At 71.0% G+C, this 26,062-nt stretch carries 25 protein-coding genes and 4 pseudogenes; 16 read left to right on the top strand and 13 right to left on the bottom strand.

Annotated features, from left to right (window positions below; translation table 11 throughout):
• The first annotated feature begins 258 nt into the window (after window positions 1–258).
• Complete coding sequence (locus A4V12_RS18415; RefSeq protein WP_079137123.1) at window positions 259–1,620, top strand: cytochrome P450; 1,362 nt, start codon at window positions 259–261, stop codon at window positions 1,618–1,620.
• 72 nt (window positions 1,621–1,692) lie between these two features.
• Here the strand turns inward: A4V12_RS18415 and A4V12_RS18410 are convergent, their stop codons facing one another.
• A complete protein-coding gene (locus A4V12_RS18410; protein WP_079137122.1) occupies window positions 1,693–2,796 on the bottom strand; it encodes a selina-4(15),7(11)-diene synthase in 1,104 nt (367 codons plus the stop codon).
• A 657-nt stretch (window positions 2,797–3,453) separates the two neighbouring features.
• Here A4V12_RS18410 and A4V12_RS39980 point away from each other — a divergent pair.
• Window positions 3,454–3,967, top strand: a pseudogene (locus tag A4V12_RS39980) (IS5/IS1182 family transposase); the annotation flags it as partial.
• A 21-nt stretch (window positions 3,968–3,988) separates the two neighbouring features.
• Here A4V12_RS39980 and A4V12_RS18405 read toward each other — a convergent pair.
• Window positions 3,989–5,083 (bottom strand): serine hydrolase domain-containing protein, encoded by a 1,095-nt coding sequence (locus tag A4V12_RS18405; protein ID WP_064070448.1) that lies wholly within the window; start codon window positions 5,081–5,083, stop codon window positions 3,989–3,991.
• Between the two features lie 95 nt (window positions 5,084–5,178).
• On the opposite strand from A4V12_RS18405, the gene A4V12_RS18400 reads away from it, so the two are divergent.
• The 9 genes and pseudogenes from A4V12_RS18400 to A4V12_RS39975 all read left to right on the top strand — a co-directional run.
• Window positions 5,179–5,955 carry a MerR family transcriptional regulator gene (locus tag A4V12_RS18400; protein WP_064070447.1) on the top strand — a complete coding sequence of 259 codons (777 nt, stop codon included), beginning with the start codon at window positions 5,179–5,181 and terminating at the stop codon, window positions 5,953–5,955.
• A gap of 276 nt (window positions 5,956–6,231) precedes the next feature.
• Window positions 6,232–6,360, top strand: coding sequence for a hypothetical protein (locus A4V12_RS39520; RefSeq protein WP_267893204.1), 129 nt, complete (start codon window positions 6,232–6,234; stop codon window positions 6,358–6,360).
• Window positions 6,361–6,479: 119 nt separating this feature from the next.
• On the top strand, window positions 6,480–6,689 hold the full coding sequence (locus tag A4V12_RS18395) for a hypothetical protein (RefSeq protein WP_159028887.1): 210 nt from the start codon (window positions 6,480–6,482) through the stop codon (window positions 6,687–6,689).
• Between the two features lie 262 nt (window positions 6,690–6,951).
• Window positions 6,952–7,251 carry a hypothetical protein gene (locus A4V12_RS18390; protein WP_064070445.1) on the top strand — a complete coding sequence of 100 codons (300 nt, stop codon included), beginning with the start codon at window positions 6,952–6,954 and terminating at the stop codon, window positions 7,249–7,251.
• Between the two features lie 836 nt (window positions 7,252–8,087).
• Window positions 8,088–8,267, top strand: coding sequence for a hypothetical protein (locus A4V12_RS18385; protein WP_064070444.1), 180 nt, complete (start codon window positions 8,088–8,090; stop codon window positions 8,265–8,267).
• Between the two features lie 128 nt (window positions 8,268–8,395).
• Window positions 8,396–9,115: a hypothetical protein gene (locus A4V12_RS37570; RefSeq protein ID WP_159028885.1), complete on the top strand. Its 720-nt coding sequence runs from the start codon at window positions 8,396–8,398 to the stop codon at window positions 9,113–9,115.
• A complete protein-coding gene (locus tag A4V12_RS38890; protein WP_234372231.1) occupies window positions 9,112–9,486 on the top strand; it encodes a hypothetical protein in 375 nt (124 codons plus the stop codon). Before A4V12_RS37570 ends, A4V12_RS38890 begins: the two co-directional genes overlap by 4 nt.
• Window positions 9,474–9,914 (top strand): S1 RNA-binding domain-containing protein, encoded by a 441-nt coding sequence (locus A4V12_RS38885; RefSeq protein ID WP_234372230.1) that lies wholly within the window; start codon window positions 9,474–9,476, stop codon window positions 9,912–9,914. The genes A4V12_RS38890 and A4V12_RS38885 overlap by 13 nt, the downstream gene beginning before the upstream one ends.
• A gap of 381 nt (window positions 9,915–10,295) precedes the next feature.
• Window positions 10,296–10,527, top strand: a pseudogene (locus A4V12_RS39975) (hypothetical protein); the annotation flags it as partial.
• Here the strand turns inward: A4V12_RS39975 and A4V12_RS18365 are convergent.
• The 8 genes and pseudogenes from A4V12_RS18365 to A4V12_RS18335 all read right to left on the bottom strand — a co-directional run bounded on the left by A4V12_RS18365 (window position 10,417) and on the right by A4V12_RS18335 (window position 17,590).
• Window positions 10,417–10,779, bottom strand: a complete 363-nt coding sequence (locus A4V12_RS18365) for a MazG-like family protein (protein ID WP_234372229.1) — start codon at window positions 10,777–10,779, stop codon at window positions 10,417–10,419. The pseudogene A4V12_RS39975 and the gene A4V12_RS18365 overlap by 111 nt on opposite strands.
• A 313-nt stretch (window positions 10,780–11,092) precedes the next feature.
• Window positions 11,093–11,941 (bottom strand): MFS transporter, encoded by an 849-nt coding sequence (locus A4V12_RS36850; protein WP_064070441.1) that lies wholly within the window; start codon window positions 11,939–11,941, stop codon window positions 11,093–11,095.
• Complete coding sequence (locus A4V12_RS18355) at window positions 11,938–12,414, bottom strand: NUDIX domain-containing protein (RefSeq protein WP_079137120.1); 477 nt, start codon at window positions 12,412–12,414, stop codon at window positions 11,938–11,940. Before A4V12_RS18355 ends, A4V12_RS36850 begins: the two co-directional genes overlap by 4 nt.
• Entirely contained in the window at window positions 12,411–13,295 is an 885-nt protein-coding gene (locus tag A4V12_RS18350; protein WP_234372228.1) for a phosphotransferase, read from the bottom strand. The genes A4V12_RS18355 and A4V12_RS18350 overlap by 4 nt, the downstream gene beginning before the upstream one ends.
• Window positions 13,296–13,418: 123 nt before the next feature.
• Window positions 13,419–14,909: an ATP-binding cassette domain-containing protein gene (locus A4V12_RS18345; protein WP_107415434.1), complete on the bottom strand. Its 1,491-nt coding sequence runs from the start codon at window positions 14,907–14,909 to the stop codon at window positions 13,419–13,421.
• A gap of 499 nt (window positions 14,910–15,408) precedes the next feature.
• Window positions 15,409–15,594: pseudogene (locus A4V12_RS38070) on the bottom strand (IS5/IS1182 family transposase); the annotation flags it as partial.
• 101 nt (window positions 15,595–15,695) lie between these two features.
• A pseudogene (locus A4V12_RS18340) lies at window positions 15,696–16,086 on the bottom strand (RidA family protein).
• 103 nt (window positions 16,087–16,189) lie between these two features.
• The gene (locus A4V12_RS18335; protein WP_234372227.1) at window positions 16,190–17,590 is read right to left on the bottom strand and encodes an MFS transporter; all 1,401 of its coding nucleotides are present in this window, start codon (window positions 17,588–17,590) and stop codon (window positions 16,190–16,192) included.
• 142 nt (window positions 17,591–17,732) lie between these two features.
• Here A4V12_RS18335 and A4V12_RS18330 point away from each other — a divergent pair, with 142 nt between their 5' ends.
• The gene (locus tag A4V12_RS18330; protein WP_199831317.1) at window positions 17,733–18,698 is read left to right on the top strand and encodes a helix-turn-helix transcriptional regulator; all 966 of its coding nucleotides are present in this window, start codon (window positions 17,733–17,735) and stop codon (window positions 18,696–18,698) included.
• A 107-nt stretch (window positions 18,699–18,805) separates the two neighbouring features.
• Here the strand turns inward: A4V12_RS18330 and A4V12_RS18325 are convergent, their stop codons facing one another.
• Window positions 18,806–19,483, bottom strand: a complete 678-nt coding sequence (locus A4V12_RS18325) for a response regulator transcription factor (RefSeq protein ID WP_199831316.1) — start codon at window positions 19,481–19,483, stop codon at window positions 18,806–18,808.
• Window positions 19,480–20,733 (bottom strand): sensor histidine kinase, encoded by a 1,254-nt coding sequence (locus A4V12_RS18320; RefSeq protein ID WP_234372226.1) that lies wholly within the window; start codon window positions 20,731–20,733, stop codon window positions 19,480–19,482. The genes A4V12_RS18325 and A4V12_RS18320 overlap by 4 nt, the downstream gene beginning before the upstream one ends.
• 124 nt (window positions 20,734–20,857) lie before the next feature.
• On the opposite strand from A4V12_RS18320, the gene A4V12_RS18315 reads away from it, so the two are divergent.
• From A4V12_RS18315 to A4V12_RS18305, 3 genes are read left to right on the top strand one after another with little or no spacing between them, the layout of a single operon-like run.
• A complete protein-coding gene (locus A4V12_RS18315; protein ID WP_064070436.1) occupies window positions 20,858–21,805 on the top strand; it encodes an ABC transporter ATP-binding protein in 948 nt (315 codons plus the stop codon).
• Window positions 21,802–23,364, top strand: a complete 1,563-nt coding sequence (locus A4V12_RS18310; RefSeq protein ID WP_064070435.1) for an ABC transporter permease subunit — start codon at window positions 21,802–21,804, stop codon at window positions 23,362–23,364. The genes A4V12_RS18315 and A4V12_RS18310 overlap by 4 nt, the downstream gene beginning before the upstream one ends.
• Entirely contained in the window at window positions 23,361–24,194 is an 834-nt protein-coding gene (locus A4V12_RS18305) for an ABC transporter permease subunit (protein ID WP_234372225.1), read from the top strand. The genes A4V12_RS18310 and A4V12_RS18305 overlap by 4 nt, the downstream gene beginning before the upstream one ends.
• Window positions 24,195–24,509: 315 nt before the next feature.
• On the opposite strand, the gene A4V12_RS36845 is transcribed toward A4V12_RS18305, so the two are convergent.
• Entirely contained in the window at window positions 24,510–24,800 is a 291-nt protein-coding gene (locus tag A4V12_RS36845) for a hypothetical protein (RefSeq protein WP_064070434.1), read from the bottom strand.
• 312 nt (window positions 24,801–25,112) lie between these two features.
• Here A4V12_RS36845 and A4V12_RS39970 point away from each other — a divergent pair, with 312 nt between their 5' ends.
• Entirely contained in the window at window positions 25,113–25,763 is a 651-nt protein-coding gene (locus tag A4V12_RS39970) for a hypothetical protein (protein WP_434974780.1), read from the top strand.
• The last annotated feature ends 299 nt before the right edge of the window (window positions 25,764–26,062 follow it).

Genomic DNA, 26,062 nt, shown 5'->3' with positions numbered 1-26,062 from the left:
GTGGTCACGTGGCCTCCGGGCGACGGCAGGGCTCAAACGGAGACAGCCCGTACCGAGAGTGACGATGGGTCAGCACCGTGCAGCCTAGCGGCGCCGTGTACCTGCCAGGCGAGCACCCCCCGTCTCGACTGCGGTGACGCGGGACCACACTTGGGTAACGCTGATCTTGCCCGACGTCTCTTTCTACGCGAGACCGCCCACCCGTTCACTGGACAGTGGCCGAAACCCTGCCAGGTGTGCACGTCAGAGAGGACTTCCATGTCGTCAGTCGCCGAGCTGCGGTCGATCACATCCGTCCCGCGCGCGCCGGGAGCCATACCGCTCCTGGGCCATGCCCTCGCCCTGTGGCGCGATCCCCTTGGGTTCCTGTCGTCCCTGCATCAACGCGGCGAGGACCTGGTACGGGTCGACCTGGGCACGCTGCCGATGTACGTGGTGACCACTCCTGACCTCGTCCACGAGGTCACCGTCCGGCAGGCCGGGAGCTTCGAGAAGGGCCGCTTCTTCGACCGGCTGCGGCCCTTGGCCGGCAACGGCCTTGCCAACTCGGACGGCGAGCTGCACATGAAGCACCGCCGGATGATCCAGCCGATGTTCTCCCGGGAGCGCATCACCGGCTACTCCCAGATCATGAGCAGCAATGCTCAGGCGCTCGCGAACTCATGGGGTGCGGGTGACGTCATCGACCTCGAGCCGGCCATGGCCGGATACGCGGTCGAAACCCTGGCGCGCACCCTGTTCTCCACCGACATCGGTCTGCCCGCCGTCGACGCCGTCCGCAAGAACCTGCCGGTACTGCTGACGAACCTGCTCGTACGCGCGGCGTCCCCGAAAGCGCTGGACCGGCTACCGATCCCCGCCAACCGCCGCTTCGACAAGGCCGCCGCCAACCTCCGCGCCGTCATCGACGAGGTGATCGCCACTTCACGCGCTGCCGGCCCCACGGACCATGACGACCTGCTCTCCCTGCTCCTGGCCGCGCAGGATCCCGAGAGCGGCACCCGGCTCTCGGACGCGAATGTCCGTGACGAGCTCTCCACGATCCTGTTCGCCGGCGCGGAGACCACGGCCGCGACCCTCGCCTGGACCTTCCACGAGCTGGCGGCCCGTCCGGATGTGGAAGAAGGGCTGATCGACGAGATCCGCCGGGTCGTCGGCGACGGACCGGTCACCGCTCAGCACGTTCCCGAGCTGAAGGGCATACGCAGGGTGATCGACGAGGTCATCCGGCTGCACGGCGTCACGCTCCTGATGAGGCGGACCACGGTGCCCGTGACCCTGGGCGGGGTCGAGATGCCGACCGGCACCGAGGTCGCCTTCAGCCTCTACGCCCTGCACAGGGACGCCCGTCTTTACGAGAACGCCGACGCGTTCGACCCGGATCGGTGGCTGCCCGAACGGCAGGCTCAAGGACCGGGCCGACGAGCCTACATTCCCTTCGGGGCGGGCAACCGCCGGTGCATCGGCGACCTGTTCGTCTGGACCGAGGCGACCATGGCCATAGCCACTGTCCTCCGCCAGTGGAAGCTCGTCCCAGCGCCCGGGCACACCCCGCGAGAGGTCGCCTCGGCGGTCGCCCACGCCGATCGCATCCCGATGACCGTCGTACCCCGCCGGTAGCCTCCTCGGCCCGCCCCGGCCCCGGCGTGCCCCGACCAGAACAGCGATGTGGGGCCGCCGGGCCCTCGTGTGTCAGCGGGCGCCGACCAGCCGCTCCCGCCGGAGCCGGGGCCCCGCCGGGGTCCCCAGGGGAGTCGGCCCGGCCGGCACCACCTCCCACCACCACGAGACCACGTCGATCCCCAGCGGCTCGGCGCTGTCGTCGGTGGGCGTGTCCGTGAAGTCGGTGGGGAGCCCGGCCGGGTCCGCGGGCGTGGTGTAGCGGACGGAGCTGACGCCCCAGTCCTGCGAGCCGCGGATGAAGTGGCGCAGGCCCGCCATGTACTGCCGCATCTGCGGGCTGCCCACGGCCGAGAGATGGTCGGCCAGGCGGACGAAGGCCACCAGTACGCGGTCCCGCTGGGCGATGGCCGTGGCCATCGCCTCCTGGGAAGTGAGACCGCCTGCTTCCAGGACCCTGAGAACGTTCAGGTGGTAGCCGTGGCCGGCCCGCTCCTTGTGGTCGCTGAGGATGTCGTTGTCCCACGTGATGACGAAGGACGCCATCTCCTCGGCCGCGCGCACGGCTCGATGGTCACGCTCGTGGGGCTGGAGCTCGTACCCATGGGCCATCTCCAGCAGGGGGAAGACCACCGTCGTCGCCCCGTCGTACAGCCGCATCAGGGAGTAGTCCGTGAGGCTGGGCACCGTGCCGGCACTACGGTGAGATGCCTCCCACACCACCGAGAAGAAGTACTCACGCAGATGACCGACCCACCGCGCGACCTGGCTGGCCGTGCCGTACTTGTCGGCCCGGGCGCGCAGGTCGCGCAGCCCGTCGGCCAGCGGGTCGTCCGGCAGCAGGGGCGTCTCCGGGTTCTGTGCGACGCGCAGCAAACGGTGCAGCGCTCCAGCGAGTTCCCCCGGCTTCTGGCCCAGCTCGCCTTCCTCGCAGCAGCCGTCGTCCACGCCGAACAGCCATAGCACGAAGTCGGCCATCAGCTGCACCACTTCCTCGCGGCCCTGCGGCATGACGCGGGCAGCGAAGGTGCCGATCTCGTGCTGGACCAGTCGTCGACGCAACTCGTCGGAGCCGATCCGATGGGCCTGGGCCCATACCGCCGTCCGCGCGTCGAGCTCCGCGTACTGCGGGTGGATCGCCGGTGGTATGGGGGAGAAGAGCGGCGGGACTATCACGGGTGGGAGTCTCCATCTGTTGCGGGCGGCGAAGTTGCGCCGAATCGGCTTGTCTCGCACACCCGTTCCTGAACCTCAACCGAGATCATCCGGCACGCACGATGGCTTGATCCAGTATGACTAACCGACGCATATGCCCTATGACGCCCCGGAGTCTGCCGACGCCCCTGCGCCTACGAGCGAGGCGGCGGGGCCGGCCACGCTCCAGCCTCCGGAACGTGGAAGGCCGCCATGGCCAGAATTGCCGCCCTTGTCGCACTGAGGGCGCGCCCGGAGCCCGGGCACGAGGCGCTGCCGTTCCGCAGGTTCGTTCCGGCGGTGGCAGTCGGGTCCCCGCCGAGGGCGTGGACGACCGTCATGTCCTCGCCCGCGGGCAACTCCGCTCCCCGCTGCGGATCTCCAGCGCATCCCGATCGTTGCCGTGCAGTGTCGCTTCGCCGCCGCTCTCGCGAAGGAATCCGGGCCTGCCGACGGAGCGTGCTCCACCACATCTCTTGATGACCGATCAGACGGCGAGGACACGCAGAGATGGCCGGTTGCCGGCGGCATTCACTCGGCCGGTTCCTGGTCCGGCGTCGACCGGTGCTTGTCGCGCCGGTGGACGCCCGATCAACAGCCGACGACAGTCCCTTGCACGTCGCCCACCTTCTCGCGGAGCGCGATCCGGGACGCGGTTTCGGGGAGTGGAAGACGGTGCACGACAGACACCGAAGATGATCGGCGGACGGCACCTGGGAGAGGAGCCTTCGGGGCGTCCAGACCGACGCCGGCGCGGAAGGCCGGATCGAGTGGAGCATGGTCGGTGTGGACCCGACCTCCTGGCGTGCCCATCAGCATGCTGCGGGCGCCCGCACCGGCGCGGCACGTATCCCCGGACGGCGGAGCCGGCCTGTTCAAGAACCATCCGGCCGGTGAAGGCGGCAGGCGTTCGCTCGGGTTCGTCCTCATACCCGGCCAGTGTCCCTGTCCTCGAACGCATCCGTATCCCGCGTCCGGCCGGTGGTCACCCGCGCACGGCCCTGATCACCCGGGTGGCGACAAGGCGTACTCGTCCCGCCGGAAGCGCCGGCACCTGCGGCGTCGGCACATCAAGCACACCATTCCCGAGCGCAAGGATCAGCGGGCCAACCGCTTGTGGCTTCGCTCGTGCACCACCGGACAGCCCTTAGGGGGTGCCCGGTGGGGGAGGCCGCTACGCGAACACCGCCTTGACCAGCGTCTGCTTCACCTTCTCGAACGTCCCGGCCATGGTGGGCAGGTCCATTTCGACGTCCCCGGAGGTCAGCGAGCCGGTCAGGGTCTTGGTGCCGTCGGGCGTGCTGTACATCAGCGCACCCCAGCCCCAGAACCCTCCGTTGTGGTGGAGGACCGTGCCGCCGCCCTCCAGTTCCTCCACGAACACCCCGAGGCCGTAACCCATCGTGGGATCCGGGACGCGCATCTCGGCCAGCAGCTCGGACGGGATGAGCCTGCCGCCGTTCAGTGCGGAGAAGAACGTGTGGAGGTCCCGGGTGGTCGAGATCATGTCGCCGGCGGCGGACGCCCAGGAAGGGTTGAAGCGGGTGGTGTCGACCACCTTCCACTGGCCGGCGTCGTCGTAGCCGAAGTAGCCGTGGGCGTGCGGCTCGGGGATCTCCTCCCGGGTCTCCGGCAGCACGGTGCCGGTCAGCCCGAGCGGGCCCAGGATCAGCCGGTGCGTCTCCTCGGGCAGCGGGCGGCCGGTGACCTTCTCGATCAGCAGCCTGGCCAGTACGTAGTTGGTGTTGGAGTAGCTCCAGGCCGTCCCCGGCTCGAACCGCGCCGGCTTCGCCAGCGCTCCCCGCACCAACTCCTCCGGCCGGTACGTCACGAACTGCTGGTCCGCCCACTCCTTGCCGAAGCCGGCGACCACACCGGGCTCGACCGTCCCGTCGGCGGAGAACTCGCCGGTGAAGTTGAACAGCCCGCTGGTGTGCTGCAGCATCATCCGTACCGTGATCCGCCGGTCGAGCCCGAGCTCGGGCAGGTGGTCGGCCACCAGGTCCTCAAGGCCGAGCCTGCCCTCGGCCACCAGCCGCAGGACGACGGTCGCGACGAAGGTCTTGGTGACACTGCCGACCCGGAAGTGCCCGTCGGTCGGCGGCTTCGCGGTCATGCCCAGCTCGCTCACGCCGGCGCTTCCGATCCACTCGCCGAGCTCGTCGTTCACGCGCAGCTGCACCCCGGCGAAACCGGCGTCGACGACCTCCTGCATGGCCTGCCGCAGCTCGGAGCGGTCCTGCGCGGCGGCGGCGTTCTGCTCACTCATGGTGATTCCTCATCTCGTGTCAGCGGGTGCGAGACGAGGTTGGACCCTGACCCAAGGTCAAGGTCAAGGCGGAGGAGGAGCGTTACTCTCGCCCCATGACAGAGGGGCTCACGATCGGTCAGGCGGCGGCTTTCGTCGGGATCACCGTCAAGACGGTTCGGCACTACCACCGGCTCGGCCTGGTCGCCGAACCGGAACGGGACCATTCCGGCTACCGGCGCTACGGGTCGGCCGACCTGCTGCGGCTTGTCCAGGTCAGGGCCCTGGCCGGGGCGGGCGTGCCGCTGGCGGAGATCGGCGAGCTGCTCGACGCCGACCCCGAGCGGTTCGCCACCGCTCTGGACGACGTCCACCGCCGGCTCACCGAACAGATCGAGGAGCTGACCGCCCGCCGCGACACCCTGCACCGGCTCGCCCACGGCGACCGCGCCCTGCTGCCCGACCGGGCCTGCGCGGTCCTGGAGCGACTCGCCGAGCTCGACTTCAACCCCGACTACGTCACCACCCAGCGGGAGGCCATGGTGCTGTCGCGGGCGCTGGCTCCCGAGCTCTTCGACCTCTTCCTGGCCAACCTCGAACACCGACTCGGCGACCCCGAGTTCATCGAGCTGACCAAGTGCGGCTGGGAGGCGAGGTCCTGGCATCCCGACGACCCGCGGATCGAGGAGCTGGCCTCCGCGGTGGCCGCCAACCTGCTGGCCGACCGCGCGCTGCTGACCATGCCGGCCGCGCAACGGCACCGGCCCGACGCGGTCTCCCGGTACGGAGTGGTCAACCACCACCGGGAGGACGAGGCGCCGTCCATCGCCCGGTTGAACACCCTGGTCGAGGGGCACCTGCGCGCGGCGGGCATCGAGGTCCCGCGTCAGTGACGGCCTGCCCTCTGGTGGTTGGCGGGTGTCCGGCGGATCAGGGCCGGACAGGCCGCGGCGCCTGGTCCGGTGCCTCGAAAGGCGCCGGAGCGCCCTCACAGCTCCGCCACGAGGGCGCTCCGGCAACGCGGCGTGGGGGCCACCTCCCGTGCCCGAAGGGCTACGGGGGAGTGCCGCACCAGGCGTCGCGGCCCCGGCCGTGATCCGTCGGACATCCCTTAGCACGGCGACCGAATACGCTCGCCGGGATTGAACGTGTTCTGGCACGATCTATTCGTGGATCTTTCCGAGGGCCTGGCTGACTGGGACGGTGCTGCTTTCGTGGTGGGCCGGTCGCTGGGAATTTTCCACGAGAGCGAGACGTTCACGCAGGTCAACACATGGACCGAGTGGCGACTGCTCTGAGTCGTATATTCGTCCCCATGTGACAGTGTGGCCGGAGTGATCACGATGTCCGGTCAGGGCTGCTTCCGCGTACCGGGGCGCCGCTCTCCGACGAACAGGTACGCCCGAAAGGGGTGATCATGAATAGCAAGCGGGGAATCAGGTGGTCATACGTCCTGCTCTGCATCGTGGTGGGTGCTGTCCTGGGCGCGCTTTTCGGTGTCTTGTTCGGCTTCATCGGTACTCCGTGGCAAGCGGCGCTGACGCTGGCATTGATCGGACTGGCTGTCGGTCTGGTCCAGCCGGCGCTCAACAGCAGTGCAAGGCGGTCCACGGGGCACAAGGACTGACCATGCGTGGTCCTCGGCGATCCCGTCCCCGGAGGCGGGGGTCGCTCTGATCGTCCGGGTACCTCCGTGGAGCCGAACCGGACCGTGTGGTGCGGTGCTCACCACTGCCGGCCGTTCTCGCACCGCCGCAGCAGGGCTTGAGCGTGGGCGGACACCGATCAACAACACCCAAGCCGGCACTTGATGATGTGGTACTGGACGCGACGCCTCCCGCCGGGCGGTCGAGACGTCCCCCGACCTCACCGGCGACCCCCATAACGTCATGGACATCCTGCAACTGCTCAGCCTCGTCTGGCTGATCAGCGGCGTCGCCCTGATCGTCGTCGGTCTGCTCGTCGCCATCGCCCGGACGGGTGGGCTGGTCGTCATCGTGAGCGGGGTGGTGTGGTGGGCGCCGCTGGGGTTCCTGGCGCTGAGACTGCCGGCCGCGCCCGGACTGCATGCGCTGGCGGGAGTCTTCCTCGCGCTCGTCGTCCCGGCCACCGTACTGTGCCCCGCCCAGGGGTTCGCCGCCGGCCGCCGGGCACGGTCCGCCGCAAGGCCGTCGCCCCATGCCGCGTGAAACCGCGGCCGTACGGGGCCGTCGGGGACCGTTCGGACGACGGTCCCGCGCCGCCGGAAGCGCCCGTCGACCGCGTGTCGTCACCGCCCTGTGCGTGGCCGACGCGCGCAGGCACCTGAACCTCCTGACGGGCCCCGCCGAGCAGGGCCGCGCCCGTCGTCGCCTCGCCGTCCTCGTGGTGGGCGCGGGCACGGCCGCCGGACTCGGCGCCCTGCTCCTGCTCGGCCGTACCCTCGGGGCGCTCGCACCGGCCACCGGGGTCTCCCCGCCGCGGAGCTCGCGGCGTGGACCTGGGCGCCCGCCGTGCTGTGCGTGCTCCAACAACTGCTGACGGCCCAGCCGTCGGCTGGCCGGTCTCTGGTGCGGCCCTCCGACGAGGTGGTTGTGGGCACCCTGCCGGTCGGCCGGGGGCATCTGGTCGCCGCGCGTTTCGTCCTGCCCACGGCCGGTGTCGCGCTCGCCCTCGTCGTCGCGGTCGCCGCCGTCGTGGTGCCGTGGCTCGCCGCTTCACCGGACTGGCGGGGTCCGCTGCCGGCCGCTGGTGCACCTGTGCGGTGCGGTCGCCTGCGCGGCGAGCCTGCGGAGCCTGCCGGTCAGCGCCTACATGGTCCGCGTGCTCAGGGTCGCGCACCTGCCCCGCGCGGCCGTCGCCGCGGCGGCCGGCTGGCCGGCATGCTCGCCGCGCCCTTCGTGGAGGCGCTCGCCGGCGCGGCGAGCCCGACGGAGGCGGACCTCGCGCGACGTCTGGGCCAGGCCGTCGCCACCGGTCGCCCCGGCTGTGGACGCACCTGCACGAACCGGAATACCTCCCGTGGGCCGCCCTCGGCTACGCGGCCGTGGTCGTCGCCGCCGCGCTGCTGACGTGGGCGCGGCTACGAGCGACCGAGCGGCGCGACTCCCGCGCCACCCACCGGCCCGCCCGTGTCACCTGTACGCACGACAGGGCGGTCCGCTCCTTCGAGGGGGGTCCGGCCGTTCCGCCCGCCGTCACGCCCTGGCCGTCGTTCTGCACCTGACCTGGCTGCGGCGACGGCGCGTCGATCCCACCGTCGCCGGTGGCACGGCCCGGCTGCAGCGGCTCAGCATGCTCGCGGGTGCCGCGTGCGCAGGGGCCGCCGTCCAACTGGACGCTTCACTCCGGCAATTGAGCAGCACCGTGCTGGCCGGGCTGTTCACCGCGGTCGCCCTCGTCACCACCGGCGAGGCGATGCAGGTGGCCGGCATCGAGGCGGACCGCGGTTGCCGCGACGCGCTGCGCCGGTCCCCCGGCCCGACCGGCGCCTGGCCGGCGGCCAAGGCGGTGGCCTCGGCTCTCACCGTGCTCGCGTCGACCGCGCCGTTCTTCCTCGGGGCGGCCGCGCTGTGCGGGGTGCCGCGGCGCGCAGTGGCCGGTCGCCGTCCTGCTGCTGGTGACCGTCGCCGTCGCGGCGGGCTGCTCCGTCGTCGCCACCTGGTACCTAGTCCCCGACACCGAGGCGTTCACCGGCGGGCGCGTCGAACGGCCCCCGACGGCGATGTCGTCGAGGGCGTCGTGACCGCGGTGCTCATGCTCCCCCCCACGGCGCTCCTGCGCCTGAGCGGCACGGTGTTCGGCGACGCGCTCACCCCGGCCGTCGACGCGGTGCTGCTCACCGCCGTGCTGTCGGTCGCCGCGGTCGCTGCCCGCCGTCTGGCCGGCCGTGACCCGGCGGCGGTGCCGAATCAAGCAGGGCGCCGCCATCCGTCTGTCCGGGCCGAACGGTCCGGCAAGAGCACCCTGGTCGAGCAGTCCGACCGGCCTCGACTAGGCTCGACCGCGTGTCCGAGCCAGTTGCTGACCCACGCCTGCGGTCCTTGGTCGATCAGCTCCGGCCGGGAGCCGTGAGAACGGTGAAGGTCACCGGTTTCGACGGGGCGGACGTTCTGGTGGAGCTCATGGATGCCGAAGGGGAGAAGGCCGAGATCGGTCGGATCCCTGGGCATGAGGTGTCGATGCGCCGGGTGGACCATCCATCCGAGCTGTTCGAGGTCGGCCAGGAGATCGACGCCGAAGAGATCGGCCATTGGCGCGAAGGCGAGCTCCACCTCTCCGCCAGGGCGTGCGAGATTCCGGCCCTGAGATCCTTCCTTCTCGCGGTGGAACGAGGGCAGGTCGTGACCGGGACGGTCGCCGGGGCCACGACTTCGGGGTCTTCGTTCACCTCGATGGTGAGCCGAACGGCTTCTGCACCGGATTCATCCGGGTGCCGGATCTGACGTGGGGCTGGATCGACCACCCCTCCGAGGCGGTCGAAGCCGGCCAGCGGATCACCGCTGAGGTGATCATCACAGAGACGCGCTCCGGACAGGTCACGCTCTCGTTGAAGGCTCTGCAGGAGGACCCACTCATCCGGTTCGTGGATCAGGTGGGTTGCTTTCTCACTGGGCCGATCATCAAGATCCTTCCATTTGGTGTGCTCGTGCAGCTTGCTCGCGACGTCGTGGGGTTCCTCCACCTCTCGGAGCTGGCTGACGAATCGACCGAGACCCCGGATCAGCTTGTCGATGAAGGCGGGCTGATCACGGTGAAGGTCATCGCGGTCGACCTTCAGCGCCGCCGGGTGCAGCTGGTCGCCGCTGGTGGAGCAGACGAACTCCAGGCGCCGCCTCGGCCGGCCTGCCCACCCTCGGCACGCCCTTCTTGAACCAGCCGCGTGGCCGGCCCGGTCACGCGGCTGATGGAAACGGCGGGAGACAGGGGCCGGCGTAGGCGGCGAGAACCGGTCACCACCGAGCGACAGCTGCGCATCATCGCAGCTGAGGAGCTACAGGGAACGGGCTGCAAGGACCGTGGCCGACGAGCCCAGGATCTGCTGGTGGAGTTCACCGACATCGACTGCATCGAATGCGACCTGTAGTACGGCTGGCACCGATCATGGGGGGATGCGGCTCAAACGGCTGAGCCGAAGCACTGGGGTTTGGTTTGTTGTCCCGACTGGGCGGCATGCGCAGGGGGTGCGACGTTTCCGTGAGGGGATACAGCCGGCCTTGGCGGTCGAGACCCACATCCGTGCCATACGACGGCAACGATTGCCGTGCCCCCCTCCCCACTCGCCCACGTCGAGCCCTACGCCCGAGGCGGCCCGCACGTGGCTGCACGCCGAAGCCGAGGTTGTCGACACCACGCACCTCACCCCCTCATGCCGCTCATGCCTCCTCCCAGCTGCTCTGGGGAAGGAACCTCGCGGCTTTCTGGGCGAGCACGGCGGCCAGGAATGCGGGTGCCTCGTCACCGAGCATGCGGTGCAGTGTGACTAGGCTGGTGATCGCGGTGTCGGCCACTTCTTCCTGAACGTCACACCACGTGTGGCTCTGTCCCTTTCTGGGGTTGGTGCCCCAGGCCCCGACCACGGCCTGGGCGGACTCGCCGACCTCCTCGGAGAGCTTGAGGACCTGCAGCGTCCACTGCTGCTCCGGCGTCATTCCGCGCTCCGAGTCCAGGCTGGTGAACAGGTCTGCGAGCCGGCCGATCACGTCCCACAGCGGCAGGTTCGTCGGATGTGCTTTCAATGGGCGCTCCTTGAGAGGTCAGCGAAGTTCCGGCCGTTGCCGGCCGTCCGAGGGGGATCAGGGCGTCAGGTGCCTCAGCGGGTCGGGCACGGGTTTGGTGTCCAGGCGCGTGAACCACTCGGTGGCGAGGATCCGGTGTCGGGCGTCGGCGGTGAGGCCTGCCACGGGTGCCGGCGTGCGGGTAGAGATGAGGGAGCCCGGCGGCGTGGACGGCGAGCAAGGTCACGCGGTGGGTGTGGATGGGGCCGGGGTGCCCGGTCGGCTGCTCGTACGGTGCCTTCCTGTCGAACGCGGTGGGGCGTGGAATGTCGCACTACGGGCGGCCGGGAACTCGGTAGGCCTGGAAGTCGGCAGGCGGGTGATCGAGCGGCAGATCCGGGTTCCACGCAGTCAGGCACTGTGCGCTCGCACGAACAGCGGGCCAGGCAGTGCGTCCAGGGGCCAAAATCGCCAGGAGTCGATGGCTGGCTCGCGCTGCTGCGGGACGGTTCTGCAGAGGGACGTAGCGCACTCCGTCGGCGATGTCCCGGGCCAGCCTCGTACGAGCGCGGGGCACGGTGGCGGCCTCGGGAACGCGCATGCGCCGGACGAGCACCGCGGAGACGACGAAGGACAGGGCATCGGCAAGGACGGAGGGGGCGGGGCCGACGGCGCCGACCAGGGCGGCCCCGGCGTTGGTGCCGGCGCTGTCGGCCACCGAGGAGACCGCGCCGATCTTCGAGTTCGCGTCGCGGAGCTGACCCGGGTCGACGAGAGCCGGCAGAAGGCTGATCGCCGCTGCGTCGCGCATCACCTTGGCCGCCCCGAGGACGATGCCGACCGCGCACAGCTGCCCGACGGTGAGCGCCCCGGCGAGGGCGGCGGCCGGGATGGTCACCAGCGCACCGGCTGCCGCCAGGTCCGAGGCGATCATCTGGAGCCGCTTGGGATGCCGGTCGGACAGCGCCCCGGCCCACAGCGCGACCGCGTTCGGAAGCTGTCCGAAGAACGCGAGCACGGCGACCTCGGTGGTGGACGCGTGCAGTTCCACCACGGCCAGTGCGGGCAGGGCGACGGTGCTCACCGCCGACCCGGACAGGGTCACGGCGTCGCTGCCGAGCAGGTACCGGAAGGCGGGCTTCGACCACGCGGTGGCCTTCGCGGCCTGGGCGGCGACCGTCACGGCGACTCACCTCCGCCGGTCGGTTCCGGGGCGACGACGTTGGCGTACCGCACTCCGGCGGCGAAGTGGCGCAGCACCTCATGGGTAAAGGGGTGGCAGTCTTCGGGCGGGCCGGCGGGGTCGGCCCACACCAGCTCGCTGTGGGTGCCCGGCTCCCGGTTGTACGGCTCGCCCTCCCACCCCCGGGCCAAGAACACCACGCCGGTCACCCGTTCCCCGTCCGCGGCGTGCAGGTGGACCAGCTGGCAGAACTCCAGCCGGGCCGGGGCGATCAGGATGCCGGTCTCCTCGGCGAGCTCGCGTGCGGCGCCCTCGTCGAAGAACTCGTCGGCTTCGAGCCGGCCGCCCACGACGGTGAGCAGCCCGGGGGAGTGCCACGAACGCGGCTGGTGCCGGACGGTGAGAACCCGACCGTCCGCTGGGTGCTGGAGCAGGACCATGACGTGCGTGATGCTCCGGTGGACGTCGCTCACGGCCGGTCCTCCTTCATGAGCCGGTCCAAGGTCCGCCGGCCTCGAGCGGTGACCTCCGGATGGCCGTTGTCCGGGCCCCAGGCCAGGCAGTTGACCGCGTCCAGCGCGGTCAGGCAGCGCAGCGCCTGTCGCTCGGGCGTGGTGAGTGTCGGCCCATACGACTCGAGGAATGCCTGCTCGCGGTCGGGGTGGTCGAGCCACTCGGTGACGGCGAGGATGACGAGGTCCTGTACGCGAGCAGCCGGCCGGGTTCGCTCGAAGTCGACGAGCGCGAACCCCGCCGCAGACCACAGCCAGTTCCGCGGCTGGTTGTCACCGTGGATGTAGCCGAGCGGCACCGGCCCGACGCGGCGGAGCCGGGCCGCGTAGTCGCGGACCAGCTGCTGCTCGCCCTCAGTGAGCCGGTCCCCGGCGCGGCCCAGGTACTTCTCCGCGCCGTCGGCCGCAGCCGCCAACGACGCCTCGGCCTCCGCCCGGTCGCGAGGGTCAAGTGCACCGACTTCGTGGAGCCGGGCGCACAGCATGCCGGCCTGCGCGTGCACGGCCCGCCACTGGGCGGAGGTCAGACCCAGCCCCGGCACCGGAGCACCAGGTGCCACTGTGAGCAGCAGGGCCAAGTCGTCCGCGCAACTGTCGAGAAGTCGGGGAGCCCGGCCGTACCCGAGCGCGGGAACGACGCCTCGGTAGGCCCTGGTCTCACGGGTGAAGAACTTCACCGACGGCGAGACCTTCACATACCAGCAGGCCCCGCCCTCCCCGGTCAGCTCCCACACCCGGGAACGGTGCCAGTCGTGAGAGGCGTCGCACACGGCCACGACCGGCCCGATTCGCTGCTCCGCCCAGCGTCGTACAGCGGTGGGCAGGGGTTCGGTCTGCCTCACGCCGTGCACCTCGGGCTCGGATGCGATGCGTACGAGGAGCGGAAGGCGAGGGATGGTGGCACGGAGTCCTCCTTGACGGGGCCCGTCCCGCCGGGGCGGGCCGGGACGAGGGGGCGAGGCGGTTCAGCGGTCCTGCGACAGTTCCAGGAGTTCGGCGAAGGTCCCGCCGCCGTGGACAAGGTCGTCGTACCGGCCCTGTTCGGTGATCCGGCCGTGCTCCATCACGATGATGTGGTCGGCGATCCTGGTGTTCTCCAGGCGGTGCGTGACCACGATCGTGATGCGGTCGGCGGCGATGGCCTTGATCTGCTCGAAGATCTGGTGTTCACCGCGCGGGTCCATCTGAGAGGTGGGCTCGTCCAGGATCAGCAACCCCGGCCGCCTGTACAGAGCCCTCGAACAGGCGATGCGCTGCCACTGGCCGCCGGAGAGCTCCGAGCCTCCGAAGACGTCACGGGCCAGAAGGGTGTCCAGGCCCGCGGGGAGGTCCTCGACGGCCTCGCGCAGGCCGACCGCGTCGACGGCCTCCCACACGGGGGCGTCGTCGTGGGTACGGGGCTGGCCGAGGGTGACGTTCTCGCGGACCCGCAGCGGCCACTGGGCGAAGATCTGCGGCACCAGTCCGGTGTTCGCCCACACCGTGGCGGGGTCCACCTCGGCGAGGTCGGTGCCGTTCCACGTGACCCTGCCCTTGTCGGGCAGGTAGATCCCGGTCAGCAGCCGGGTGAGGGTGGACTTCCCTGATCCGTTGGCGCCGACGACCGCGAGCTCGACCCGGCCCGAGACCGCCAGCCACGCCAGCGCACCCCAGGTCGCGACGAGGAAGACACCGCCGGCCAGCGCGGAGAGCAGGGCGATCCGCAGGGTCCGTGGCGCGGCGGCCAGGGTGCGCCGGTCGCACCGGTCGGACAGGGCCCGGTACCAGTAGATGAGGTAGTCGGTCATCGAGTTGGCGCGGACCTCGTCGCCGTACTTCGACTCGGTCGCCCACCAGCGCATCATGCCGCGTACGTTGCGGTCGGCGATGTTGGCGTAGTGGATCTCGTAGTCGACCCGTGCGGTCAGGATGGCGCCGACGCCGGCCGGCAGCACCGCGAGCAGGAGCTGTGGCAGCATCCACGGGTTCAGCACCGACAGCACGCCGCCGGCGGTGACCATGCGGATCAGCGCGGACAGGAACCGCTGGGCGTCGGTGACCATGACGTGCGTACGGATCACACCCATCTCGGCCGCCTCGTGCCGGTCCGAGAAGCCGTCCTCCGCGTAGGCCGAGGCCTCCACCCGGCACACCGCCTCGACCAGCGCGGTGTCCGTCTCCGTGGTCAGCCGCGGAGTGATCCGCCGCTCGGCGTACGCTGCGACCGCCCCCGCCGCGCGTGCCAGCGCGGCGGCGAGCGCCACCACCAGCAGCGCCGGAAGGGCGCCGCGCAGCCGCTCGCCGGCGGTGCCGTCCCCGAGGACCGGTGCCATGGCGCGGGCCGTGGCGGCCAGCAGTACGGCGGCAGAGACGCCCGTGACCACCTGGCAGCCGAGCAGGAGCTGCACGGCCCGCCGGTCTGTCCGCCACGACAGCCGCGCGATCCGGCCCAGGACGGCCGGGATCTGCGCGCACATCCGCCGGAAGGAGACCTCGGCGAGCGGATTGACCGAGTACTGCCCGCGGTACGTGATCTCCGCGGGCGGCGGGTGAGGAGGCTCGGTGGGCTGTTGCGCGTTCCTGGCAGCCGTTGTCAACGCGGTCCCCCTGACAGTTGTCCGGCGTGGTCGTGATGCTCAACGACTGCGCCGGGATATCGAACTGGTGTATTTCGGTCGCCCCGGATTCCCGAGATGGAGCGCGCGTCGGCGTGTGGTGAGTGCACGGACCCTTCTGCCGTAACGGGGCGGTGGGATAGGGCGATTGGCCGAATCGCCGAGGCTCACTGCGGCGGGCTCGTGGACAGGGCGCATCAAGGCCGGGACGTGTCCCGCGCCATTGCGCGAGGTCGATACCGTGGTGCCGGTGCGGATGATGGATGCAGAGTTCGGCTCCCAGCCTTCCCAGTCGTCGATGTAGAGCCGCGCCGCCAGCCCGGCGGCCCCGTCCCGGCGGCTGTAGCCGCTCTCGCCCTCAACGGCGCGGTCCGCGTCGGGAGCGGATGGGCGGGATCCCGCGCCCGAGCGGTGCCAGGCCGAGGCTGCCGTGCCTGTTGGCACCGGACATGCCCAGCGACAGGGGCCGTCCGTTCCGGTGGGTGATCAGGTGGATCTTCGATCCCGGCTTGGTGCGGTCGGTCGGATTCGGTCCCGTCAGTGGCCCCCCGTCCGCCAACCGTTTCGGCCGGGTCCGCCCGAGCACCGCCGACGACAGCCGCTCGTGCCGGTTCGACCGGCACGAGCGGCAGAGACGGCGAGGTCGCATCACGCGACGGCGGAACCCTCGATCTCGACCCTCTGGCCGGGGATCGCCGGCTGTGTCACCCCGAGCATCGTGGTGGCCGGTGCCACCCCGGCGGCGCGCAACCGCGATGTCAACACGCCGTACTGCGGGAACAGCAGATCGGCGTCGTGTAGACGTTGAACCGGACGAGGTGCACGAACGCCATGCCGGCCTCGCCGAGCACGGCCTCCAGATAGTCACGGCTCAGCGCCAACTGTGCGGACATGTCACCGTCATACTGAGGCTTGCCGTCGCCGCTCATCGCGGTCTGCCCGGAGCAGTACAGGGCACGGGTGTGCCCGGAGACGAGCTCACCGTGGATGAATCCCCTCTCCGCCGCCACGTCACCGGGTTGACTGCCCTTCGTTCCACTGCCACATAACCCCTTCGTCGAGGTCGGTGCTCACGAGCTGGAGTTGACCGGCTTGCAGACCGAGCTCACCGGTCAAGCGGTGTGCTTCCCTCCCGCACGGGTTCACTGGTCGGCATGCTGGGCCGCGGCCTTCGGGAGCGCGAGCATCACGAGGCCGGTCACGAGGTAGAGCACCGCGGTGGCGACGAGGACGATGCTGAACGCGTGACCGTAGTCGGCCGGTCCTGGTGCATCAGTCGTCGGTCCGGTGACGGCGGCGAAGAAGATCGTTCCGAGAACGGCGATGCCGATGGATCCGCCGATCTGGTTGACGGTGGAAAGGACGCCGCCCGCCGCGCCCGCATGGCGTCCGGGGATACCGGCGAGCACGACGTTGACGAGGATGGGTGCGGCGAGACCGAGTCCGAGGCCGCCGATGAACAGGCCGAGCGCGAGGAGCCAGTATCCGGGGTCGCTGCCGCCCCCGATGACGGTCAAGAGCACGAGCTGAGATGCCGCGATGGTGAGTGAGCCGGTGATGAGCAGGACTCGGCCCGCCTTGGCGGCGAGAGCGACGCCGAGTCCCGAAGTGATGATCGAGCCAAGGGCGTAGGGCAGGATCACCAAGCCGGTCTCCCACGCGGTCCGGCCGGTGCCGAGCTGAAGGTAGACCGACAGGGTGAGGAAGAACGATCCGATACCGCCGAAGAAGAGCACGGATGCGCTCAGGCCGATGATGAAGGCGCGATTCCTGAGCAGGGCCGGGTCGAAGACGGGTTCGCCCCCGCGGATGGAGAGGCTGCGCTCGTATACGAGGAAGATCGTGAGCAGGGCGATTCCGGCCGCCAGGAGGGCGTAGCTGCCCGCGGTCCATCCCCATGTCTCGACTTGGATGATCGGCAGCAGGAGGAGCAGGATGCCCGAGGCCGCCAATAGGGCACCCACGGGGTCGAGTCGCGCGGTGGAGGCGGAACGGGACTCCGGCAAGACCCTCCCCCCGACGACGAGGGCGAGGATCGAGACGGGGACGTTGATCCAGAAGATGGTGCGCCACCCCAGACCGAACAGGTCGGCCTCGACGAGGAGTCCGCCCAGTAGTGGGCCTGCCACCGAGGCGAGCCCTTGGACCGCCCCGTAGGCGCCGAATGCCTTGGCACGCTCTGCCGGCGCGAACGATGCTCGGATCACCCCGAACACCTGCGGGACCATGATCCCCGCGGTCAGTCCTTGTGCGGCGCGCATGCCGATGAGCGTTCCAGGAGTGACGGCGAGCGCGCAGAGCGCGGAGGTGACCATGAACCCGGCCAGCCCGGTCATGAACAGGCGCTTGCGGCCGAACTGGTCACCGAGCCGTCCGCCGGTGATCAGTCCCGCGCCCAGGGCGAGGGTGTACGCAGCGATCGTCCATTGGATCTGAGCGTCCCCGGCTCCCATGTCACGGGCAATCGCCGGGGCCGCGACGGTGACGATCGTCGCGTCGACGAGGTCCATGAAGGAGCCGAACAGCACGACCAGGAGCGCCACGTTCGCACCTGCGCCTGACAGGGGTGCGGGAGAAGCGTCGGGGGCACGTGTGCCCTCTCGGGATGTTTGCGGAGTGGTCATGCCGGCCAGGGTCACAGCTATAGTTGCCATCGAATGACCGGTTTCCGGGGGGATCATGGCTGTGACCTCCGCGCGGACCCTCAGGCTGTTGTCGATCCTCGGTATCGGCGCCACCCTGACCGCCGAGGAGCTCGCCGAAAGGCTCGGCGTCTCCCTTCGGACCGTGCGACGCGACATCGACACACTCAGAGAGCTCGGGTACGAGATCGAGGCCGTGCGCGGGGTGGGCGGAGGCTATCGGCTCGGCCGCGCCACCCGCTTGCCGCCGGTCGTCTTCGACGAGGACCAAGCAGTCGCCGCGGCCGTGGCGCTCCAGACCGTCCCCACGATCCTCTCCGGTATCCGCGAGAACTCGGCACGCGCCCTCGCCACGCTGCAGCAAGCGATGCCCGCCCGCAGCCGTATCCGCACCGAGTCGTTCAGCGTCTCCGCGGCGCGCAACTACTGGGAATTCCCTGCAGCACCCATTGATGCCGAGATCATCCGCGTCATCGGCGGCGCGATCAACCGACAGCACGTCGTTCGTGTGCACTGCACCGGCGAAGACGAACGGGCGACGCTCACGCTGGAACCGCACGGCCTCGTCGTGTGGGCGGCACGGTGGTACCTGGTCGCGTTCGAACCGGACGCGGGCCGATGGCGCGCGATGCGCGTCGACCGCCTCGAACCGCGCATGCCCACGGGGAGAACCTTCGACCGCCGCGACGTCCCGTACGGCGATCCGGTCGCATTCGTCATGAGCACGCACGACCGCGGCGACACTCTGGCGGAATGGCCATGTTGCGGGTCGGCTCTCGTCGCGTTGCCTGCACCCATCGTCGCCCGTTTCGCCCCCGGCGGGTCGATGGTCGAGCACGAAACCGACTCCAGCTGCCGACTCACGCTCGGTGCGTGGTCATGGGCAGGTCTGGCAGGACTGCTCCTGACTTTCGACGCCGACATCACAGACATCGAACCGGCAGAGCTCAGGCAGGCGTTGCGCTCCCTGCGGATCCGTATCGACGCAGGACTCGGGTGTGCCAGGTGAGGTCACCGGGAGGTGTCGAGGCTGGGACCGTTGTGCGCGCCTCGACCGGAGGCTACAAAAGTGCCTCGTCAAAGCCGTGCTGGGTGGCCATCGGCCCCGTCGATTGCTCAGTCGGGTGGGACGGCTGGTTCGATGATCCGATACCCCACGCCGGGTGTGGTGGAGATGACCGGGGGGTTGCCGAGTTTGCGGCGCAGGCGGCTGATGGTCACCGTGACGGTGTTGGTGAACGGGTCGGCGTGTTCGTCCCAGACCTGTTCGAGGAGGTCCTCCGTGCTGAGGAAGGCGGGGCTCGCGTTCAGGAGTGCTTCCAGTACCGCGAACTCCTTGACCGACAGGTCGAGTTGGTGGCCGTCGCGGCCGGCGGTGCGGCGCATCGGGTCGAGTTCGATGCCCGCCGCGCGCAGGGTGCGGGACCGGGCGGCGGGTCGGCGGCGGGCCAGGGCACGGATGCGAAGGACGAGTTCGGGAAAGTGGAAGGGCTTGGCGAGGTAGTCGTCGGCGCCCAGGATCAGGCCGCTCACGCGGTCGCCGGGTGAGTCGGCGGCGGTCAGCATCAGGACCATCACGCGGCCGTCCCGCTCGGTGATCATTTGGCAGAGGGTGTCGCCGTGGATGCCTGGCAGGTCGCGGTCGAGCACGACGACGTCGTACCTATTGACGTCCAGCTTGGCCGCGGCGCCGAGCCCGTCGTGGGCCACGTCCACGGCCATGCCCTGGTCGCGCAGTCCCTCGGCGATGACTTCGGCGAGGGGGCGGGCGTCCTCCACCACCAGGACTCTCAACGCGCCGCGCCCATCTCTGTGTCGGGGGACTCCGCCATCCCCCTGCCGTCCGTACGGGGGAGGGTGATGGTGACGCGCAAGCCGCCGTCGGGGCGGGCCCGCAGGTCCAGGGTGCCGTGGTGGGCCTGGGTGATGGCCGCGACGATGGAGAGGCCGAGGCCGCTGCCCCGGCCGGTGCCGGTCCGGTCGGCGCCAAGGCGGCGGAAAGGCTGCGTGAGCTCCGCCACCGGCTGCTGGTCGAGGACCGGCCCGCTGGACTCGACGACGAGGGACACCGCGCCCGCGTCGTCTCCTTCGGCCCGTACCGCGACACTGATCCAGCCCCCGGGGTCGTTGTGCGCGATCGCGTTGTCGACCACGTTGTCGGCCGCGCGGCGCAGCAGCGTCCGGCTGCCCCACACCCACGCGGAGTCGTCGATCCGGTTTTCACGCACGGTCAGGCCCTTGGCCGCGATGTCCTTTGCCCGTCCGGTCAGGGCGGTCACCGCGAGTTGGCCGAGGGCGAGGCGCGCCGAGTCGGTGAACTCGCCGTGCTGGGTGCGAGCCAGGACGAGGAAACTCTCCAGCAGCCGGTCCACCTGGTCGAGTTCGGCGCGCATCCGGGCGGCCAGCGTGGCCGTGGTCTCGGGTACCGGGCCCGGCTTGGCGAGGGCCACGTCCAGGGAGGCCCGCATCGTGGTGAGTGGGGTGCGCAGCTCGTGGGAGGCGTTGGCGACGAAGAGACGCTGGGCGTCGAAGGAGCCCTCCAGGCGGCCGAGGAGGTCGTCGATGGTGTCGGCGAGGTCCTTCACCTCGTCGCCGGGGCCGCTGATGGCCAGGCGTTCGTGCAGGCTGTCGGCGGTGATCCGGCGGGTCGTCGCTGTCATCACGCGCAGTGGGCGCAGCACCCGGCCGGCGATGAACCAGCCGAGGCCGACCGAGATCACCGCCATCACGCCGAGAGCGATGGCGGAGCCGATCAGGATCTGCCGGGACTGGGTGTCGTGCGCCTGGGCCAGCTGCTGCTCCAGCGCGTCGATGCGGCCCTGCGCCTGTGCCGCCGTGGCGGGCTGATCGGTGCCGCCATCGGGGGCGGTCTGGCTGGAGCGCGATCCGCCGGATGCCACTGCGGCCGCGATGGCCAGCAGCGCCGTTCCCGACAGCAGGAACAGAGCCACGTACAAGGCGGTGAAGCGGGTGCGGGCAGTGCCACGGCGCAGGCCGAGCCGGGCGGTCAGGCCCGCGGGCCGTCGGGGCGGACCCCATGTCATCCGCATGCTCCCCTCTCGCCATCGCACCAGGACACGTACCAGGCCAGGCTAAGCCGAGGCGCCTAACAGCGAGATGACAATGGCCGTTCGGCCCCTGTAACTCGCTCCGTCACAGGGTGGGGCCATGAGCGATGAGAGTACGAAGGCGACGATCGAGGTCATCGGTCTGCGTAAATGCTTCGGGCCCCAGCTGGCTCTGGACGGGATGACGTTCACCGTGCGGCCCGGACGGGTGACCGGCTTCGTCGGCCCGAACGGCGCGGGCAAGTCCACCACCATGCGCGTGATCCTGGGCCTCGACGCGGCGGAGGAGGGAAAGGCCCTGGTCGACGGGGTGCCGTACCGCACCCTGCGTCGCCCGCTGCGGCATCTGGGGGCACTGCTCGACGCCTCCGCGCTGCAGCCGAGCCGCACCGCCCGTAACCACCTGCTGTGGCTGGCCCACTCACAGGGCCTGCCTGCTCGGCGGGTGGACGAGGTCATCGAACAGGCCGGCCTGGGCACGGCGGCCCGGCGCAAGGCCGGCGGCTTCTCGCTGGGCATGCGCCAGCGACTGGGGATCGCGGCGGCGCTGCTCGGTGACCCTCCGGTCGTCATGCTGGACGAGCCGTTCAACGGCCTCGACCCCGACGGCATCGTGTGGATGCGCGGCTTCCTGTCGACGCTGGCCCGGCAGGGCCGCGCCGTTCTGGTCTCCAGTCACCTGATGAGCGAACTCGAAGACACCGCGGACCATCTCGTGGTGATCGGCCGCGGCCGGGTCGTCGCGGACACCAGCGTGTCCGAACTGCTTGCCGAGGCGTCCGGCGGCCGGGTCACCCTGCGTACCTCCACGCCTCCGCGCGCCGCCCGGGTCCTGCACGGCGCGGGTGCCACCGTGCTCGCCACCGGCCCCGACACCCTCGGCGTCACAGGCCTGCCCGACGAGGAGATCGTGGCCCTGCTCGCCCGGAACGGGGTGCCGTTCGCCCAGGTGTCCGCGCACCGGGCGACGCTCGAAGAGGCGTACATGGAGCTCACCCGGGACGCGGTGGAGTACCGGGGCATCCCGGCGGGGGAGGTCACGCCATGACCGACACCCTCACGCCTCGCCCCCCGGCCACGACGCGCGCCGAGCGGGGCGGGTTCCTCAGGACGCTGCACGCCGAGTGGACGAAGTTCCGTACGGTACGCGGCTGGGTCCTCGCCATGGCGGGGGCGCTCCTGGTGACGATCGTGGTCGGCCTGCTCGGCACGGCCGCCCCCGCCCCCGGCGGTCGCGGCGCCGAGTCCTCCTCGTACCCGAAGGGCCCCGGCGGCGAGGCCGTCAACGACAGCTTCTACTTCGTCCGCAAGACGCTCACCGGCGACGGCACCCTCACCGTTCCGCTGCGGTCGCTGACCGGTGTGGCCGACACCGGGACCGGCAAGACGGCCCACGGCGCCCAGCCCTGGGCGAAGGCCGGGATCATCGTGAAGGAGAGCCTCACCCAGGGATCCCCGTACGCGGCGGTCATGGCCACCGGCGGCCACGGTGTGCGCATGCAGTACGAGTACACGCACGACACGGCGGGCCCTTCCGGCAAGGTCACCCGGCAGTCCCCGCGCTGGCTGCGCCTGGTCCGCTCCGGCGACATCCTCACCGGTTCCACCTCCACCGACGGCTCCCACTGGACCGAGGTCGGCCATGCGAAGCTTCCAGGGCTTGCGCGCACCGTGCAGGCCGGGCTCTTCGCCACGTCACCGCAAGCGAAGCAGGACACCGCGGCGGGCACGGGCTTCAGCCCCGCCGTGGCCACCGGCGCCTTCGGCCGCCCCGCCCTCACCGGCGACTGGTCCCAGAGCGCGTGGAGCGGCACACAGGTGGGCGGCGACGCGGGCACCTCCGGCAGCTACTCCCACACCACCAAGGGCGGCTTCACCCCGACCAACGACGGCGGGTTCATCGTGACCGGGGCCGGTGACATCGCGCCGGTCGTCGGCGGGCCCGTCATGGGCGTCGGCTTTTCCGTCGAGAACTTTCTCGTCGGCACCTTCGCCGGGCTGATCGTGGTGATCGCCGTGGGCACGGTCTTCATCACCGGCGAGTACCGGCGCGGTCTGCTGCGTACGACCATGGCGGCAACTCCCGTGCGGGGCAGGGTGCTTGGCGCCAAGGCACTGGTGGCCGGGGGCGTCGCGTTCGCCATCGGCCTGGTGGCCGCCGCGATCACTCTTCCCATCGGGGAACGCAGCGCGCGCGGCAGGGGCTTCCATGTCTTCCCCGTCACGTCGGCGACCGAAGTGCGCGTCATGGCCGGCACCGGCCTGCTCTGCGCAGCCGCCGCCGTGCTCGCTCTCGGCGTCGGTGCCCTGCTGCGGCGCAGCGGCACGGCGGTCGCCCTGGTCATCGCGTCGATCGTGCTGCCCTTCCTGCTTGCCACCTCCGGCGTACTGCCCCCGGGCGCCTCGGAGTGGCTGCTGCGGGTGACCCCGGCTGCGGGCTTCGCGATCCAGCAGACCCTGCCGCGGTACGCGCAGGTGCTCAGCGTGTACGAGCCGTCGACCGGCTACTACCCGCTGGAGCCATGGGCCGGCCTCGCCGTGCTGTGCGGATACGCCGCGCTCGCCTTCGGTCCGGCTGTGGTGCGGCTGCGCAGGAGGGACGTATGAGTCTCCTGAGCGGTGCACGACTCACGACGGCGGACGGCGCGTGGCGAGGGGACTTCGGGCGCGCCCTGCGCGCGGAGTGGACGAAGCTGCGCACCGCAGGGGACATCGGCAGGTTGCTCCTGCTCGCCGTCGCGCTGACCGTGGCCGTCGGCTGCGGCGCCGCCAAGGCCGTGAAGTGCCCGGATGCGGGGTGCGGCCAGGACGCCGTCAAGCTCGCCCTGACCGGCGTCACCGTCGGGCAGGCGGTCATCGCCGTCTTGGCGGTGTTGGCCGTCAGCGGCGAGTACGGCACCGGGATGATCCGCACCACGCTCACGGCGGTGCCGAACCGGCTCACCGTCCTCACCGCCAAGGCGACGGTCCTCGCCACGGTCGTCCTGACCTCCGGGACGGCTGCCGTCCTCGCCTCGCTCCTTGCCGGCCGCTACATCCTGCCAGGCAACGGATTCACCGAGGCCCGCGGCTATGCCCCGCTGTCCCTGGCCGACGGCCCGACCCTGCGCGCGGCCGTGGGTTCGGTCCTCTACCTCGTCCTGATCGCCCTGATCGGCCTCGGCGTGGCGACGGCGGTACGGGAGGCGGCGAGCGCCATCGGGATCGTGCTCGGGCTGCTCTACCTTTTCCCGGTCGTCACCCAGGTGATCAACGACCCGGAGTGGCAGCGCCACCTCCAGCAGATCTCGCCCATGACCGCCGGGCTCGCGATCCAAGCCACCGTCCATCTGCACGAGCTGCCCATCGGCCCATGGGCCGGCCTGAGCGTACTCGCCGCGTGGGCCGCGGCCGCGCTGCTGGTCGGCAGCCTGCTGCTGCACAGGCGCGACGCGTAGTCGAACCGAGCGGTCCGCGAGCACGGTGGCTTCGGGCCCCTCCCCGGCCCGGCCCCCCACCCGGTCAACGATCCAGCTGACGGGAGCGACGCCGGGCGGGCGGGTCTTCGGGCGGCCGACCCGGACCCACTGTCCGCCGCAGATCGGGCGGCTTCCGCCTCGGGCGCGGTGCGAGGGCCGGGCATCGTGGCCGCCGCAGCGGCGAGGTCCAGGTGGGAGTTCATGCCCAGCTCGAACCGGCCGTAGGGGTTCACATGGGTCCAGGACAGCGGGGACAGGGGCCCGCCGGTCGGCGCCGGTGAGCCGCTTCTGCCACTACTCCTCGCTCAGGATGTTCTGCAGCAGCAGGGAGTTGACGTGCACGGCGTGCCGGGTCGTGCCGCCGGCGACCCCCACCTCCAGCTCGGCGGTGGCGCTCGTGCAGCGGTCGCCGGCGGTGGTGTGGCCGCGCGGGCCGGGCCCAGCGGCGATGAGGGCCGGTGCGGCCGAGGCCCGCGACGCTCCAGCGGCCCCCGACGCCCCACCCTCGGCGATTTCCGCCTGCCCGGCCGCATCGGCTACGTCCTCACCGGCCGCGGCGGCCCCGACGACACCGACATGCTGCAACTCCTGGCCCCCCCAAGGCCGGGCAGCGCCACCGGGCTGCCCGCCTCATCCTGCTCACCGGCCGGATCCAGCCCCGCCGCGAACCCCGCGCACCACTTGGGCGCACCTCCCGCCTATGACCCGCCGGGTCCGTCCGCCGTCGGCGGACGGGGCAGGGGGGCGGACGGCAGGTGGCCGCCCACACGGTGATGGTGGCCGCCCACCGGGCGTATCCGCAGCCGCGGACCGGTCAGCCGTCCTTGCGGGTCTTGCGGGCGGGGTCTTCTTCTCGGCGGTCTTCGTGGCCGCCGTCTTCTTCGGTCGGGGCATCTCGTGGACGGTGGCGTGCTCACCGCTCTCTCCGCGGGTGGCCCGGGCCTGCTCCACGGAGGCGTTGAGCGCGGCCATCAGGTCGACGACCTGCCCCCCCGGGCCGCCTCGGGGCGGCGCCGACCGGCTGCGGCTCGCGGTGCTCGGTCTCGGCATGGCCGGCCTGCTGGTCTGGGGCCACCCCGACGAGACGGCCGGGCCCCACGACCGCGTCCTGTTCACCGTAGGGGACGGCCGTCGGCTCCGCTACCGCGACCAGCGCAAACTCCGGGGGCTGTGGCTCGCCGACGACCCCTGCGTCGAACGGCTCCTGCACCACCGTGGCCGCGTCAGACCGACCTCACCGACGAGTCCGTCCTGGCCGGACTCGGCAATCCGCTCGCCGACGAGATCCTGTGGCGTGCGGGACTGCACCCCACCCGCCGGGCGAGCGACCTCACCGAAGCCGAACGCACGCCGTCGCCTCTGCACACATTTGCGGCGCACCCTGCGCTCCGCGGTCACCGCCGGCCGGATCCCGCCGCGCGACTCCTGGCCCACCGGCCACCGCGACGACCCCGCCCCGGCCCGCCCCCGCTGCGGCTCCCCCCGTACCGCTCCCGCATGGCCGGCCGCGGCACGGTGTGGTGTCCACGCTGCCAGCCGGACGACTGAACGGCACGCCGTGTTCAGCCCTCACGGGCCGCACCGGTCCGCACCGACGGCGAACCAGTGTCCGGCGCCACCACGGAGCGGCGCAGGCCCGGAACCGATGTCGGTCCGGGCCTTCGGCCACGCGCGGAACGGGGTGGCTCGCGGAACGACGCGGGATGTGTCCCCCGTGCGCGTGCGGGAAATTCCGAGCTGGGTAAGCTGGAGGAAGGACACGTCGTCTCGGCGGCAAGGAGCAAGAAAGCCGCGATTTCAGCGAGCGAGCGAGTATACCTTTACTGGGTATACCGGACGCGTTCCCA

Source organism: Streptomyces noursei (assembly GCF_001646665.1).
GTDB lineage: Bacteria > Actinomycetota > Actinomycetes > Streptomycetales > Streptomycetaceae > Streptomyces > Streptomyces lavendulocolor.
The sequence above is the reverse complement of the archived record's forward strand: the minus strand, read 5'-3'. Positions and strand labels throughout refer to the sequence as shown.